Source organism: Flavobacterium sp. C3NV (assembly GCF_046825355.2).
Classification (GTDB): domain Bacteria; phylum Bacteroidota; class Bacteroidia; order Flavobacteriales; family Flavobacteriaceae; genus Flavobacterium.
This window is the reverse complement of sequence record NZ_JBKQBJ020000011.1, coordinates 76774-90457: the sequence shown is the minus strand read 5'-3', so window position 1 is coordinate 90457 and position 13684 is coordinate 76774. Positions and strand designations below refer to the sequence as shown.

Below are 13684 nucleotides of genomic sequence, written 5' to 3'. Positions count from 1 at the left end.
CAAATATCTAAATACTTTTTTAATTAACAAAAAAAAGGCTCTAATTTTACATTAAAGCCTCTTTATAAAATTTATTTTAAATGTAATTTCTAAAATTTATGTTCCTCTTTACTAATGACCAAAAAGGCAAAAAGAGAGATACAGGCCGCAATCGTTAAATACAAACCTACATAACTTACACTATAAGTAGAGGCCAGCCAAATTGCAATCATGGGTGCAAAAGCAGCACCAAGAATTCCTGCCATATTAAAAGTCAGCGATGCACCGGAATAACGCACATTTGTTGGAAACAACTCTGATAAAAAAGTCCCTAATGGCCCATAAGTAAAGCCCATTAAAGCCATTCCGATACAGGCAAAAATGGTGACTAAAACAATGTTTCCGGAACTTAAAAAGTATGAAAAGAAAAATCCGAAGATTGCAATTGCCACTGTAGCTATAATAAGCATTTTACGTCGGCCAATTTTATCTGCAACTACAGCCGAAACCGGAATAAAAATGGCAAAAAACAATACCGAAAATAATTGTATTAATAATCCGTCTCTTTTCACAATTCCTAAATCTGAAGTTGCCCAACTCAACGTAAAAACAGTCATTAAATAAAAAACCAAGAAAGTTGTAACAGCAGCAAAGGTTCCAAAAATCAATTGATTTTTATACGATTTTACAAGCGTTAAAAAGGGAACTTTTACTTCTTCCTGTTCTTTTTTAGAATTTTCGAAAGAAGGTGTTTCGGTTATTTTTGTTCGAATGTAAAATCCTATTACTACCAAAAGTGAACTGGCAATAAACGGAATTCTCCATCCGTAATCCATAAAATCTTCATTACTCATTGAATCGGTCAAGAATAAAAAAGTTCCTCCTGACAGCAATAATCCTATCGGAGCGCCCAATTGCGGAAACATTCCGTACCAGGCACGCTTATTTGGTGGTGCATTTTCTATAGCCAATAAAACTGCTCCTCCCCACTCGCCTCCTAAACCTACACCTTGTCCAAATCGACACAGCATTAATAATAATGGAGCCGAAACGCCAATACTGGCATAACTTGGTAAAAATCCAATGGTCACGGTCGAAATACCCATCGTTAATAATGCAGCAACCAAAGTAAACTTACGCCCAATTTTATCACCGTAATGTCCAAAAAAAGCGGATCCTAAAGGACGTGATAAAAATGCTATTGAAAAAGTTGCTAAAGATTCCAGAGTCGCTATAGTCGAATTAGAACCAGGGAAAAATAATTGCGGGAAAACCAATACTGCAGCATTGGCATAAATATAAAAATCAAAAAATTCAATTGTAGTTCCAATCAGGGAACCAAAAAGAACGTGTTTTAGTGAGTTCTTCTTTTTCGGGTTAGTTTCCATGTAAAATAGATATATCTTTTTTAATTACAAAAATAGAATTTCGCTAGTAATAATTCATCTTTAGAATAAATACTTTTAAATGATCACGTATTTTTAACAACTTTACCGAATTTTCATTTTATTTTATTCCACAAATAACTCAACATTAAAAACTTGATTACAGGAGCTTTAAAATAAAAATCAAAAATCAAATCATAAGCTATCGTTAAAACTGTTTTTCACTGCATATTTTCATTAAATTTACAGCTGTCAAAAATAAATTTAAAATTATGCCAACCGACTGTATCAGCTATCAAACTTCAGGATATTTTTCTAAATTGATGCAAGATTATTTAGATCAAAAATCAGAATTAAAACCGCTGTACAACAATTTTCCTACCTTAGAAAACTTCGAAAAACAAATTGCCGAAAAAGCCGCAAACTTTGATAATAACAACCGAATCCCATTGGTTGAAACTTTAAAAAAGCAATACCACCACATCGAAATTTCTGATTCGACAAAACAAAACATCGAACTTTTAGGGCTTCAAAACACGTATACCATTACCACCGGACATCAGTTAAATTTATTTAGCGGTCCCTTGTATTTCTTATATAAAATTATTTCGACGATTAACCTTACCAAGGAATTAAAGCTAAAATATCCATCGAATAACTTTGTGCCTGTTTATTGGATGGCGACCGAAGATCACGATTTTGAAGAGATCAACTATTTTAATTTTAAAGGAAAAAAATTCCGATGGAATAAAGAAAGCACGGGTCCTGTTGGCAGACTTTCTACAGAAGGTTTAGCTGAATTTTTCGAAATTTATTCTAAAGAATTAGGATCGAGCACTAATGCCAATGTTTTGAAAAAAGTTTTTGAAGAAGCTTATCTAAAACACGAAAAACTGGCCGATGCTACTCGTTTTTTAGCCAATAGTTTATTTGGCAATTATGGCTTGGTAATTTTAGATGCTGATGATGCCAATTTAAAACAAGCATTTATTCCGTACATCAAAGAAGAATTAGAACAACAAACTTCTTTCAAAGCGGTTCAGGAAACGATAGAACAACTCAAGGATTATACTGTTCAGGTAAACCCTCGTGAGATAAATTTATTTTATATCGAAGATGATTTGCGTGAACGTATTATTTTCGAAAATGATAAATACTTTATCAACAACACCAGAATCTCATTTTCTAAAGATGAAATTTTAAACGTATTAGAAAGCAATCCGGAGAAATTTAGTCCAAACGTAATTATGCGTCCGTTGTATCAGGAAATTATTTTACCTAATTTGTGCTACATTGGCGGAGGCGGAGAAATTGCTTATTGGCTGGAATTAAAATCATTTTTCGAAGCTGTAAACATTACTTTCCCAATGCTTTTGGTTCGTAATTCTGTTCTTTTATCAACAGAAAAACAAGCTAAAAAAGCAGACAAATTAAATCTCACCTGGGCAGATTTATTCACAAAACCAGAAAATTTAATCAATGCGATCACACATAAATTATCTGCTTTTCCGATTGATTTAACACCTCAAAAAGAAATATTAGAAAAACAATTTGAATATCTTTATGAACTCGCACAGCAAACCGACAAATCATTTACCGGAGCTGTAAAAGCGCAGGAAGTAAAACAAAAGAAAGGATTAGACAATCTTGAAAAAAGATTATTAAAAGCCCAAAAACGGAAATTAGATCACGAATTGCAACGTGTAACAGATTTGCAATTCGAATTGTTTCCTAATCAAAGTTTACAGGAACGTCATACTAATTTCTCAGAATTTTATCTGGAAAAAGGCGAACAGTTGATTCCGCTTTTAATTCAAAAATTAAAACCTTTAGAAAACAATTTTAATATAATTATGATATAAAAAAAGTTTGCCACGAATTACACAAATTTCCACGAATGTAAATACTCAAAGAAAAAGCAATCTGCTTCTCTTTAAAATTCGCGCAATTAGTGGCAAACAAACAATAAAGTAATAATCCTCAGAAACAAATAACCACCTCTTCTGAAATTATTGCCTCTCTAAACCAAATAGTAACTTTTTAAAAACAAAAATTAACCTATTTACCAAAATTATGACCAGAGAGCGCTTGATTTCATTGGATGTCTTTAGAGGACTCACTATTTTATTGATGACAATTGTAAACAACCCTGGCGACTGGGGCAATGTTTATCCGCCATTATTACACGCCGAATGGCACGGCTGCACCCCAACCGATTTAGTTTTTCCATTTTTTATTTTTATTATGGGAGTTGCTGTTCCGCTCGCAATGCCTGATAAATTTTATGACGGCACAACTTTCAACAAAATTTTAGTTCGCTCGTTGCGAATGCTTTGTTTAGGGATTTTCTTCAACTTTTTTGGAAAAATCCAATTATTCGGACTTGAAGGGATTCCACTTCTTATTGGCCGTCTCGCTATTACCATTGCCGTTGGTTATGCTTTGATGGGGAGTTTCAGTTCAAAAATCAAAAACATTTTAGCCTTTTCGATTCTGTTTATCTATTTGTTTTTGGCTTATAGCGGTATCGAAGCTTACAGCGATGTAAGGCTTCCCGGAGTTTTACAGCGTATTGCAATTGTATATTTTGTAGTTTCTCTTTTGTATTTAAAAACGTCTCAAAAAACGCAAATCATAACCGGAATTGTTTTATTGTTAGGTTATTGGGCGATGATGACTCTAATTCCTGTTCCCGGAATTGGCGAAGCAAATCTTGACAAAGGAACCAACTTAGCTTCCTGGCTTGACAGTGTTTTACTAAAAGGCCATATGTATCGAGGAACTGTAACCTGGGATCCCGAAGGAGTTTTGAGTACAGTTCCGTCAATCGTAAACGGAATTATCGGTTTATTAATTGGGCAACTTTTACAAACTGATACCATCAAAATCCAAAAAGCGCAAAAAATGGGGATCATCGGTACGATACTTATCTTTTTTGGCTTAATATGGGATATCATTTTCCCCATAAACAAATCACTCTGGACAAGCAGCTACGTCCTTTATACCACAGGATTAGCAACTGTCGTATTAACCGTTCTATACTACACAATTGATATTGCTAACTATAAAAAAGGTTTCAAACCCTTCTTAATTTGGGGAGTAAATCCCATGATTGTTTTCTTTAGCTCACAAATTATCCCGCAGGCTTTAGTAATGATCGAGTTTCAAAACCCGCATAATCCTTCAGAAAAAATCAATCTCTTAAATTATTTATACACTTTCGGAATCGCACCATTTTTCAGTAATCCTATGACCGCTTCATTAGCCGGAGCTTTAGTGTACGTTGGCATCTGGACGTTTATATTGTGGATATTCTACAAAAACAAATTGATTTTCAAAGTCTAGAAAAATATTTTCACCATATAAGTTATATAAGTTCATTTAAATAGGCACCTACAAATCAACGTTATAGAATTATGCGGTATTACTAAAATGAACTTATATAACTTATATGGTTTAAAAAATAGCCTTTATTAATCAAAACATCATTCTACCGTGTTTTAATTACGAATTAATTAAAATCAATTCATAAAAAAAGTATACTTTTGCACAAAATTTAATAAAATATAAAATGGCAACTAATAGAACTTTTACAATGATTAAGCCAGATGCAGTTCAAAACGGACACATCGGTAATATCTTAGCAATGATTACTAACGGAGGTTTCAAAATCGTTTCATTAAAACTAACTCAACTAACTGTAGCTGATGCTAAAGCATTTTACGCAGTTCACGCAGAAAGACCTTTCTACGGAGAATTAGTTGAATTCATGTCTCGCGGACCAATTGTTGCTGCAATTTTAGAAAAAGACAACGCAGTAGAAGATTTCAGAACTTTAATCGGGGCTACAAATCCTGCTGAAGCTGCTGAAGGAACTATTCGTAAAGCATACGCAACTTCTATTGGAGAAAATGCAGTTCACGGTTCTGATAGCGACGAAAACGCTGCTATCGAAGGTGCATTCCATTTTGCCGGAAGAGAGCAATTCTAATATAAGTTTACAGTCTCAGTGGCAGTTTTTAGTCACAGAAACACATAAAAAAATCCTGTTTGTTTACAATCAGGATTTTTTTTATTCCATTATTTATTTAAATAATTCAGATGTTTCTCCTCTAAAAGTAGATTCTCTTTCTCCAAGATCGATCAGTTTATCTTTCAAAATCGATTTTAACTGATCAAAATTACTGTGATAAAAACTAGAAATACTACCAATTCTTTTTCCTTTTTCAAGAATAAAAACAGATTCATGAACGGTTCCCTTTGCCGATTCAAACAAAGTTATAAAACCATCTAATGCATTAAAATTATAAGCTGTAGATTTCCCCAAACCAAAGTAACGTTTTACAATTAATGTATTACCATCCATTTCTACTTTATATGCTCTGGTTCTAAAAACTGTGAGCCAAAAAAATACAATAAATAATAAAAATAAAATAGGTAAAAACATACCTGCTACCGGAGACATTGCCGAAAAATAAACTACTCCTAACGGTAATATTGTTAAATAAGAAACTAACAAAATTGGCCACAATTTAAATTTAGATTTTATACTCATCATAACAAAAATTTCATTTTCAACTCAAAAACTAATCTATCTCAAAACCACATCTTTCACCACCTCACGTCCCAACTCTTCATTAATCATTTTCACGATTTTAGTTTTTCCGTGGCTTAGTTCTTCTCTCAATACTGCCGATGCCAGTTCTACATACAAAGTACTTCCTTTCAGCACAACATTTTTTGTATACGTATTTACACCATTCCCCATTAACTGTCTCCACGCCTCTTTTACATCAATCTGATCCATTCCGGGCTGAAGTTTATTTACCTGGATAATCTGTTGTAAAACAGCCCCGATTGTCTGATTATTTAGTCTTTTTGCCATCGTCTAATAAATTTACCGGTCCTGCTTTTTTATAATGATACTCTTTTTTCTCCTTATTTTTTACCACCAATTTCTCATCTGTAATCGAAACCAGCTCCTCACTCCATTTTGCGTAATCTGTTTTATAATCCAGAAAAACCTGATCGTCCTTAAATCGAACCGAAACATTTTCAAAAGAATCACTTGTCAAAAAAGTTCCGTCAAGTTGCGGCATTACCTTCTTTCTAATTCCTTTATTATTTTTAATGTCAAAATAATCAAAACTTTCATTCATTTTATAATCCTTCTCCTCACCCTTATCAAAAACGACTTTTTCTATTTCCCAGTAACCGTTTAATTTCGCAATATCTTCCGGTTTAATTTCCTGTTTGCAGCTCACAAACAAAAGCGATAAAACCAAAATCGTAAAAGTGTTTTTCATACTATATTTTATTAAAATTCAATAATTACTACGCCAGCATCCTGAAGCTCAATAAGAAGAATCAGGAGCTATTTCCTGCTGTCCGCTATATCTTTTCCTGTCTAAAGAAGCCAGAAAAAGGATGCCGCTCCCATCAGGGCTAGGGCATCCTTTTCCAAAAGAAATTCTGTGATACAAAGTTAACTTTATAAAATTCAAATAAAATTTTTATCTCTTAATTTTTATAAGATTCACAATAATAAAAAACAATAAAACATCCTTAACAAAAAACTTATTCTAGCTAAAATTTGACTTATAAAGGCTATAGGAAATTTTAATATATCGCATTTTTACATTCAAAGTGTTTTAACTTTTCTCGTCAAAACACTTACTAATCAGACATTTTACCAGACACACCATAACCATATGAAGAAAATACTACTATTTATTATTATCACTTTACTTTCCTGTACAAATAAAAAAAGCAACAAAACCGAACCTATAATTCCGGACAATAGTCTCATTAAAAATACAGAAGAAAAAAAAGAAAAAGAAATAATAGATTCTGTCAAACACAACTTCTTAGACGTACAAAAAACCAAAAACTCACCAGTTAAAATTCTCTCAGCCAAATTGCTTAAAAATCAATATTCTGATCATAAAGACATTCAGCTAACCTACAAAAACATAACACAAAAAAATATTCAAGCTATTAAGTTTGAATGGTATTGCGAAAATGTATTTGACAAACCCGCAAGTGGACAATTTTTCTTCGTAAAGGGAATATCACGAGGACACACCGATATCTTATTAAAGTCACGAAAAGTAGAATCTAAAATATGGGAAGATTTTTCGACAGATGCCTACACCATTATAGCAGCAAGAGCCTACTACGTTGTATTTGCCGACGGAACAAAATGGGAACTTAAACAAGAAACAGGAATGCATTTAGATTAAATTCCAGCCCTTTTTCACGAGAAAACTTTTGCAGTTTTTACAGAAATCTTTTTCTTCATCGAGATGATTTCCGCCTTCAGCATCTCTCATCAGACAGATTTTCGTTTCACAATGAGGCAGACCTTCAGTATGACCCAATTCATGCAAAACTACTTTATAAAATTGCTGGTTTCTATTTTTCCTTGACATTCTGAAATCCGAAACTACGCAGGATTTTCCAGGCCGGTAACCCAATCCCATTACACCCCAATCTTTAACTCCTTTATATGTTGTACTAATATCATGATTTGATAATCCAACAATTAAAGAATCTTTGCCAATATTATCTTTAAGACTTTTTATAATACTATCAGCGCGATACCTGTTTCTGGGTTTATAATATGAATTTTCAGGAAAGGAAATATTTGACCTTAAAACTACATTTGGGTTTATAGTTTTAATTTCCGCAAACACCATTTGGGATTGTTCTGTTTTAAAATCACCTAAAGGCTGTATAACAATTACTTTTTGGATTTTGACACTGATTTCAGTTTTCTCATTTTTACAAGAAAGCACAAGAAAAAGAAAAACAAGAAAACAGTATTTCATAATCAAACTACAGCAAAAAATTATTGTTTAGTACGCAGTCTTTTACGAACTCCCATAAAGAAGAAAGCTATTCCTAAAACTAATAAAATGTAGTAAAAAGAAAGACTATTATCTCTCAAAACACTCGCTAATACAAAACATACAACGCTGGCGAAATAAAAAACAACGGCCGATATATTATTAAAAGAAGAAAAACTCATTATAAATTATTTAAAGAAACTGTCAACGAATTCATATTTATTAAAGACTTGTAAATCTTCAATTCCTTCACCAACACCAATATATTTTACAGGAATTTGAAACTGGTCAGAAATACCAATTACAACACCACCTTTTGCAGTTCCGTCAAGTTTGGTTACCGCAAGAGAAGTTACCTCAGTCGCAGCAGTAAATTGCTTCGCTTGTTCGAAAGCATTTTGACCTGTAGAACCATCCAAAACCAACAATACATCATGAGGCGCATCAGTAACCACTTTTTGCATTACACGTTTTACTTTGGTAAGCTCGTTCATCAAATTAACTTTGTTATGCAAGCGTCCGGCAGTATCTATAATTACCACATCGGCATTTTGAGCTACGGCAGACTGCAAAGTATCAAAAGCTACAGATGCAGGATCACTACCCATATTTTGTCTCACAATAGGCACATCTACACGATCTGCCCAAACCTGCAATTGGTCGATAGCAGCAGCACGAAAAGTATCTGCAGCACCTAAAACGACTTTATAACCCGCTTTTTTAAACTGATATGCCAGTTTACCAATTGTAGTCGTTTTACCAACCCCGTTTACTCCAACCACCATTAAAACGTATGGTTTTTTATCTTTCGGAATTTCGAATTCAGTAGCTTCACCAGTATTAGTTTCAGATAATAAAGCCCCAATTTCTTCACGAAGAATTTGGTTCAGCTCCTCTGTACCTAAATATTTGTCTTCAGCAACACGTTTTTCAATTCTTGAAATTACCTTAAGAGTTGTATTTACACCAACATCAGAAGCAACAAGAATTTCTTCCAGATCATCAAGAACGTCGTCATCGACTTTAGATTTTCCGGCAACAGCTTTGCTTAACTTTGAGAAAAAAGTAGTTTTTGATTTTTCAAGACCTTTGTCTAAAGTCTCTTTTTTATCAGTAGAGAATAATTTTTTAAAAAAACTCATTTTTATAGGTTGTTAGTTTTTCAGATTATACGATTTTTTGACAATCTAAATAATCCTGGTATTTATAGAAGACCAATTGTTTTAGTCCTGACAGCATTTATCCTTTTATTTCCGCTAAATACGGATAGTAAAGATAGAGAGGATAACGGGAATTATTGCTTAAAAAAAAGCCAATTGTTATATTTCTATAAAATTTTAGACAAATATAAAAAATAAAAAAGCTACTTCCGAATGAAAGTAGCTTTTCTATATAGTGTAATTGTTATTATTTCTTTTTCAAGAAAGTATCAACTTCTTCAGGAGCCATAATAGATTCTACGAATGTATATGCACCAGTTTTAGGAGATTTCACCATTTTGATGGCTTTTGATAATCTCTTAGAAGATGTTTGTAACGATGCTACGGTTTTCTTTGCCATGATTCAAATGTTATTTGAAGCTTTTATAAAACTCTAATGGCAAAACCATTGAGATTTACAAAAATCTCTAATTATTACTTAATTTCTTTGTGAACAGTTACGCGTTTCAAGATTGGATTAAATTTCTTAATCTCTAATCTGTCTGGAGTATTTTTTTTGTTCTTAGTTGTAATGTATCTAGAAGTTCCTGGAACACCAGAAGTCTTGTGCTCAGTACATTCTAAAATTACCTGGATTCTATTACCTTTCTTTGCCATCTTGCTATATATTTATTTAGGAAAAGATTATTTGATAAATCCTTCTGACTGTGCTTTTTTCAAAACAGCAGTGATTCCATTTTTATTAATTGTTTTTATCGTAGATGCTGCTACTCTAAGAGTAATCCATCTATCTTCTTCTGGAAGATAAAAACGCTTTTTAACTAAGTTTACAGAAAATTTTCTCTTAGTTTTGTTCATAGCGTGAGAAACGTTATTTCCTACCATCGCTCTTTTACCTGTAAGGTCACAAACTCTTGACATTATACTTATCTTTTATCGTTATTCAAAATCAGGGTGCAAAGAAAAGAAAAATAAACGATTGAAACAAAAAATTATAGCACATTTTTTAAAATTTCTTTCTGTAATATTTCTAAACTCTTAATCACGGCTCTATCTATCACTTTTTCACGTGGTTGGCCAAAATTAAATTCTTCGACAATTATACCGGTTGGAGTAGCCAAAGCGATAAAAACAGCTCCAATTTCAGCATCAGAGTCTCCTTTTGTCGGTCCGGCGTTCCCGGTTGTGGCAATTGCATAGTCTGTTTTAAGTATCTCTTTCACATTCAAAGCCATAGCCGAGGCAACTTCTGCGCTAACTACCGAAAATTGATCGACTAAATCCTGCGAGATACCGAGAACATTAACCTTTACCGCCGTTGCGTACGAAACTACACTACCCTTAAAGTAGTTAGAAGCTCCGGGAACAGCTGATAATACAGAAGCGATTTTTCCGCCTGTAAAACTTTCTGCAGTCGCAATAGTTTTATTTTGTTTGGTCAGTATTTTACCAACTACAGATTCTATCGTTTCATTTTCTTCGTAACCCACGATAATATCATAAATGATAGCATCTAATGATTTTACATTTTCTTCTATCGCAGCTTCCAGCAATTCTTTATTGGTTCCTCTGGCCGACAAACGCAGACGTACTCTTCCCGGATTTGGCAAATAAGCTAACTTGATGAATTCAGGCAAATTATTCTCCCAATGTTCGATACGTTCTGCCACTAGACTCTCGCCCTGACCATACGTTAAAATAGTTTTATGAATGATATACGGACGTTTGTACTCACGAACAATTTTAGGAATTATCTCTTCTTCGACTAAATATTTCATCTCGTAAGGAACTCCCGGAAGCGAAATAAACACCGTATTTTCTTTCTTCATCCACATTCCCGGTGCAGTTCCCATTTTGTTGTGCAAAACAGTACATTTTGACGGAACTAAGGCCTGATCTTTATTTAATTGTGAAATTGGTCGCTTGTAAAAACCTTCGATCAATTCGGTCACGTGAGCCAGAACTTCGGGATTTACGACTAATTCATCATCAAAATAATCGCAGAATGTTTTTTTCGTAACATCGTCTTTCGTTGGCCCTAAACCTCCTGTTACAATCACCACATCGACTTTGTTTTGCAGTTGCGCAAAGGTGTCTAAAATATGCTTTTTGTCATCGCTTATCGAAATCATCTCATGAACTTCAACACCGATTCGGTCGAGTGATTTAGCGATAAAACCTGAATTTGTATCTACAATCTGACCTATTAAAATTTCGTCTCCAATAGTAATGATAGTTGCTTTCATAGCTGTGGAATATTTTTACTTACTTAGGTGTAAGTCATTATTATAAAGTAGGTTGTTGTCGCAACGATTTTGCGTGAGGGGTAGTAGCGGCATCCTTTTGTGACAAAAGAGACGCCTTTTTTAAGCAAAAAATTTCTGGAACAAAAGATATAGCGAATAACCCGACCCTGTTTTTGCCTTAAATTAAAAAAGGGCAAAAACAGGGGCACGCCCAGACTTTACAAATCGAAATCTTTCTTAATTTCTTTAATCGCGTCTTTCACCTGCACTTTTATACTTTTAAAAGTTTCGATAATTTCTTTTTTCTTGCCTTCGGCTTTTGTCCAGGCCTCGACTTGCAATATTTCTTCAAAAGCAACATTCAGACCCATTAAATCTAATGTTGGTTTTATTTTGTGCGCATACGAATATGCGTATTTATGATCTTTTTTCTTGATTCCTTCTTTGATTTGTTTTAAATCCTCAGGAACTTCGGTAACAAATAATTTTAGAATTTCGTTTACAAATTCAGGATCGTTGTCTGAAAGCGCATACACTTTCGAAAGGTTGTATTTTAAAGCCATTATTTTACTTGTATTCTAAATAATTTTTTATCTTCTAAAAAGCCTTCTAAAACATCATTAGGTTTCACCGAAGCTACACCTTCAGGAGTTCCTGTAAAAATGATATCACCAATTTTTAAGGTAAAAAATTGCGATACGTACGAAACAAGCTCATCAATTTTCCAAAGCATGAAGCTTGTATTCCCTTTTTGAACTGTTTTAGAATTGTTTGTTAACTCAAATGTAAGATTTTCCATCGAAATAAAATCGGTTTTTGGTAAAAAGTCTCCAATTACCGCAGAGCCATCAAATGCTTTTGCTTTTTCCCAAGGCAATCCTTTTGCTTTCAATTTATCCTGTAAATCCCTGGCAGTAAAATCGATACCTACACTTATCTCATCGTAGTATTTGTGAGCAAACTTAGGCTCGATGTACTTCCCTACTTTGTTAATTTTAACAATTATCTCTATTTCGTGATGAATTTCTTCAGAAAATTCAGGAATTACAAACGGATGCTGCTTTAACAAAACTGCCGAATCCGGTTTCATAAAAACCACCGGCTCTGCTGGACGCTCGTTTTTTAACTCCTCGATATGATTGGTATAATTTCTACCGATACAAATAATCTTCATTTCTTTTATGAGTTACTAAGTTGCTAAGCTGCTAAGGTTCTAAGAAAAAATGCATAAAAACTTAACATCTTAGAACCTTAGTAACTTAGTACCTTATTTAGTATTTAACTTTCTTAACTTAATTGCTGTTAAAACCTTTTTAGTATATAATGGAAAATCAGCGTTTTGAATCCAGCTGAAATATCCCGGTTCGGTTTCAAGAATTTTATCGACTTTGGCACCTTTGTGTTTTCCGAAGGTAAAAATTTCTTCGTTGTCTTTATCAAAAGCGATCATTCCGGCGAAATCAGCGATTTTTTTACGGGTAGTAAATTCAGACAATGATTTCATATCATTTTCTAAATCCGGATAACGATCTAATTGCGCTTTTAAAATTTCGTAAGTTGCCATAGTATCTGCTTCTGCAGAATGGGCATTTTCAAGACTTTTTCCGCAATAAAATTTCAATGCAGCACTCAGGGTACGCTCTTCCATTTTATGAAAAATAGTCTGCACATCTACTGACACTTTATTTTTCATATCAAAATCGACTCCGGCACGAAGCAATTCTTCTGCCAAAAGCGGAATATCGAAACGGTCTGAATTAAAACCTCCCAAATCGCTATCCTTAATCATATTATGAATTTGCGGTGCCAATTCGTTAAAAGTTGGCTCATTCGCTACTTTTTCATCTGTGATACCATGAACGGCGGTGGTTTGCGGGGGAATTGGAATCGTAGGATTCACTAACCAGGTTTTACTTTCTTTATTTCCGTTTGGAAAAACTTTGAATATCGAAATTTCTACAATTCGATCTTTACCTATATCAATTCCGGTTGTTTCAAGATCAAAAAAGCAAATTGGTTTGTTGAGTTTCAGTTCCATTTTTTAATTTTATAAGATTACAAATGTA

17 protein-coding genes are annotated in these 13684 nt (G+C 33.6%); 4 read left to right on the top strand and 13 right to left on the bottom strand.

Annotation, left to right across the window (positions count from 1 at the left end; translation table 11 throughout):
• Positions 1-89: 89 nt before the first annotated feature.
• Positions 90-1367 carry an MFS transporter gene (locus ACIDC4_RS16320; RefSeq protein ID WP_412044089.1) on the bottom strand — a complete coding sequence of 426 codons (1278 nt, stop codon included), beginning with the start codon at positions 1365-1367 and terminating at the stop codon, positions 90-92.
• 269 nt (positions 1368-1636) lie between these two features.
• Here ACIDC4_RS16320 and bshC point away from each other — a divergent pair, with 269 nt between their 5' ends.
• The 3 genes from bshC to ACIDC4_RS16305 all read left to right on the top strand — a co-directional run bounded on the left by bshC (position 1637) and on the right by ACIDC4_RS16305 (position 5355).
• The gene (gene bshC / locus ACIDC4_RS16315) at positions 1637-3226 is read left to right on the top strand and encodes a bacillithiol biosynthesis cysteine-adding enzyme BshC (RefSeq protein WP_412044090.1); all 1590 of its coding nucleotides are present in this window, start codon (positions 1637-1639) and stop codon (positions 3224-3226) included.
• Between the two features lie 211 nt (positions 3227-3437).
• Complete coding sequence (locus ACIDC4_RS16310; RefSeq protein WP_412044091.1) at positions 3438-4709, top strand: acyltransferase family protein; 1272 nt, start codon at positions 3438-3440, stop codon at positions 4707-4709.
• A 226-nt stretch (positions 4710-4935) separates the two neighbouring features.
• Complete coding sequence (locus ACIDC4_RS16305; protein WP_055095565.1) at positions 4936-5355, top strand: nucleoside-diphosphate kinase; 420 nt, start codon at positions 4936-4938, stop codon at positions 5353-5355.
• 93 nt (positions 5356-5448) lie between these two features.
• On the opposite strand, the gene ACIDC4_RS16300 is transcribed toward ACIDC4_RS16305, so the two are convergent.
• Genes ACIDC4_RS16300 through ACIDC4_RS16290 form a run of 3 tightly spaced genes read right to left on the bottom strand, consistent with a single transcriptional unit; the run spans position 5449 to position 6670 of the window.
• Positions 5449-5922: a hypothetical protein gene (locus tag ACIDC4_RS16300; RefSeq protein ID WP_412044092.1), complete on the bottom strand. Its 474-nt coding sequence runs from the start codon at positions 5920-5922 to the stop codon at positions 5449-5451.
• A 33-nt stretch (positions 5923-5955) separates the two neighbouring features.
• The gene (locus ACIDC4_RS16295) at positions 5956-6249 is read right to left on the bottom strand and encodes a DciA family protein (RefSeq protein ID WP_412044093.1); all 294 of its coding nucleotides are present in this window, start codon (positions 6247-6249) and stop codon (positions 5956-5958) included.
• Positions 6230-6670: a lipocalin family protein gene (locus ACIDC4_RS16290; RefSeq protein ID WP_412044094.1), complete on the bottom strand. Its 441-nt coding sequence runs from the start codon at positions 6668-6670 to the stop codon at positions 6230-6232. The genes ACIDC4_RS16295 and ACIDC4_RS16290 overlap by 20 nt, the downstream gene beginning before the upstream one ends.
• Positions 6671-7075: 405 nt before the next feature.
• Here ACIDC4_RS16290 and ACIDC4_RS16285 point away from each other — a divergent pair, with 405 nt between their 5' ends.
• Positions 7076-7606, top strand: a complete 531-nt coding sequence (locus ACIDC4_RS16285; RefSeq protein WP_412044095.1) for a hypothetical protein — start codon at positions 7076-7078, stop codon at positions 7604-7606.
• Here ACIDC4_RS16285 and ACIDC4_RS16280 read toward each other — a convergent pair.
• The 9 genes from ACIDC4_RS16280 to ACIDC4_RS16240 form a co-directional block, all read right to left on the bottom strand.
• Positions 7598-8062 (bottom strand): Zn-dependent protease, encoded by a 465-nt coding sequence (locus tag ACIDC4_RS16280; RefSeq protein ID WP_412044096.1) that lies wholly within the window; start codon positions 8060-8062, stop codon positions 7598-7600. The genes ACIDC4_RS16285 and ACIDC4_RS16280 overlap by 9 nt on opposite strands.
• A 338-nt stretch (positions 8063-8400) precedes the next feature.
• Positions 8401-9354, bottom strand: coding sequence for a signal recognition particle-docking protein FtsY (gene ftsY, locus ACIDC4_RS16275; RefSeq protein WP_412044097.1), 954 nt, complete (start codon positions 9352-9354; stop codon positions 8401-8403).
• 265 nt (positions 9355-9619) lie between these two features.
• Positions 9620-9772, bottom strand: a complete 153-nt coding sequence (locus ACIDC4_RS16270) for a DUF4295 domain-containing protein (protein ID WP_007805819.1) — start codon at positions 9770-9772, stop codon at positions 9620-9622.
• Positions 9773-9846: 74 nt separating this feature from the next.
• Positions 9847-10029, bottom strand: a complete 183-nt coding sequence (gene rpmG, locus ACIDC4_RS16265; protein WP_008253902.1) for a 50S ribosomal protein L33 — start codon at positions 10027-10029, stop codon at positions 9847-9849.
• A 27-nt stretch (positions 10030-10056) separates the two neighbouring features.
• Positions 10057-10293, bottom strand: coding sequence for a 50S ribosomal protein L28 (gene rpmB / locus ACIDC4_RS16260; RefSeq protein WP_008468080.1), 237 nt, complete (start codon positions 10291-10293; stop codon positions 10057-10059).
• A 71-nt stretch (positions 10294-10364) separates the two neighbouring features.
• A complete protein-coding gene (locus tag ACIDC4_RS16255) occupies positions 10365-11618 on the bottom strand; it encodes a CinA family nicotinamide mononucleotide deamidase-related protein (protein WP_412044098.1) in 1254 nt (417 codons plus the stop codon).
• 218 nt (positions 11619-11836) lie between these two features.
• Complete coding sequence (locus tag ACIDC4_RS16250) at positions 11837-12181, bottom strand: Hpt domain-containing protein (protein WP_194617623.1); 345 nt, start codon at positions 12179-12181, stop codon at positions 11837-11839.
• A complete protein-coding gene (locus ACIDC4_RS16245; RefSeq protein WP_230040719.1) occupies positions 12181-12792 on the bottom strand; it encodes a fumarylacetoacetate hydrolase family protein in 612 nt (203 codons plus the stop codon). Before ACIDC4_RS16245 ends, ACIDC4_RS16250 begins: the two co-directional genes overlap by 1 nt.
• 93 nt (positions 12793-12885) lie before the next feature.
• A complete protein-coding gene (locus ACIDC4_RS16240) occupies positions 12886-13656 on the bottom strand; it encodes a 3'-5' exonuclease (RefSeq protein ID WP_056252330.1) in 771 nt (256 codons plus the stop codon).
• Positions 13657-13684 lie beyond the last annotated feature (28 nt).

What these genes read in the sequence shown, in the direction of transcription:
- ACIDC4_RS16320 (WP_412044089.1), bottom strand. Translation starts at nt 1,367, where the DNA reads ATGGAAACTAACCCGAAAAAGAAGAACTCACTAAAACACGTTCTTTTT.
- bshC (WP_412044090.1), top strand. Translation starts at nt 1,637, where the DNA reads ATGCCAACCGACTGTATCAGCTATCAAACTTCAGGATATTTTTCTAAA.
- ACIDC4_RS16310 (WP_412044091.1), top strand. Translation starts at nt 3,438, where the DNA reads ATGACCAGAGAGCGCTTGATTTCATTGGATGTCTTTAGAGGACTCACT.
- ACIDC4_RS16305 (WP_055095565.1), top strand. Translation starts at nt 4,936, where the DNA reads ATGGCAACTAATAGAACTTTTACAATGATTAAGCCAGATGCAGTTCAA.
- ACIDC4_RS16300 (WP_412044092.1), bottom strand. Translation starts at nt 5,922, where the DNA reads ATGATGAGTATAAAATCTAAATTTAAATTGTGGCCAATTTTGTTAGTT.
- ACIDC4_RS16295 (WP_412044093.1), bottom strand. Translation starts at nt 6,249, where the DNA reads ATGGCAAAAAGACTAAATAATCAGACAATCGGGGCTGTTTTACAACAG.
- ACIDC4_RS16290 (WP_412044094.1), bottom strand. Translation starts at nt 6,670, where the DNA reads ATGAAAAACACTTTTACGATTTTGGTTTTATCGCTTTTGTTTGTGAGC.
- ACIDC4_RS16285 (WP_412044095.1), top strand. Translation starts at nt 7,076, where the DNA reads ATGAAGAAAATACTACTATTTATTATTATCACTTTACTTTCCTGTACA.
- ACIDC4_RS16280 (WP_412044096.1), bottom strand. Translation starts at nt 8,062, where the DNA reads ATGGTGTTTGCGGAAATTAAAACTATAAACCCAAATGTAGTTTTAAGG.
- ftsY (WP_412044097.1), bottom strand. Translation starts at nt 9,354, where the DNA reads ATGAGTTTTTTTAAAAAATTATTCTCTACTGATAAAAAAGAGACTTTA.
- ACIDC4_RS16270 (WP_007805819.1), bottom strand. Translation starts at nt 9,772, where the DNA reads ATGGCAAAGAAAACCGTAGCATCGTTACAAACATCTTCTAAGAGATTA.
- rpmG (WP_008253902.1), bottom strand. Translation starts at nt 10,029, where the DNA reads ATGGCAAAGAAAGGTAATAGAATCCAGGTAATTTTAGAATGTACTGAG.
- rpmB (WP_008468080.1), bottom strand. Translation starts at nt 10,293, where the DNA reads ATGTCAAGAGTTTGTGACCTTACAGGTAAAAGAGCGATGGTAGGAAAT.
- ACIDC4_RS16255 (WP_412044098.1), bottom strand. Translation starts at nt 11,618, where the DNA reads ATGAAAGCAACTATCATTACTATTGGAGACGAAATTTTAATAGGTCAG.
- ACIDC4_RS16250 (WP_194617623.1), bottom strand. Translation starts at nt 12,181, where the DNA reads ATGGCTTTAAAATACAACCTTTCGAAAGTGTATGCGCTTTCAGACAAC.
- ACIDC4_RS16245 (WP_230040719.1), bottom strand. Translation starts at nt 12,792, where the DNA reads ATGAAGATTATTTGTATCGGTAGAAATTATACCAATCATATCGAGGAG.
- ACIDC4_RS16240 (WP_056252330.1), bottom strand. Translation starts at nt 13,656, where the DNA reads ATGGAACTGAAACTCAACAAACCAATTTGCTTTTTTGATCTTGAAACA.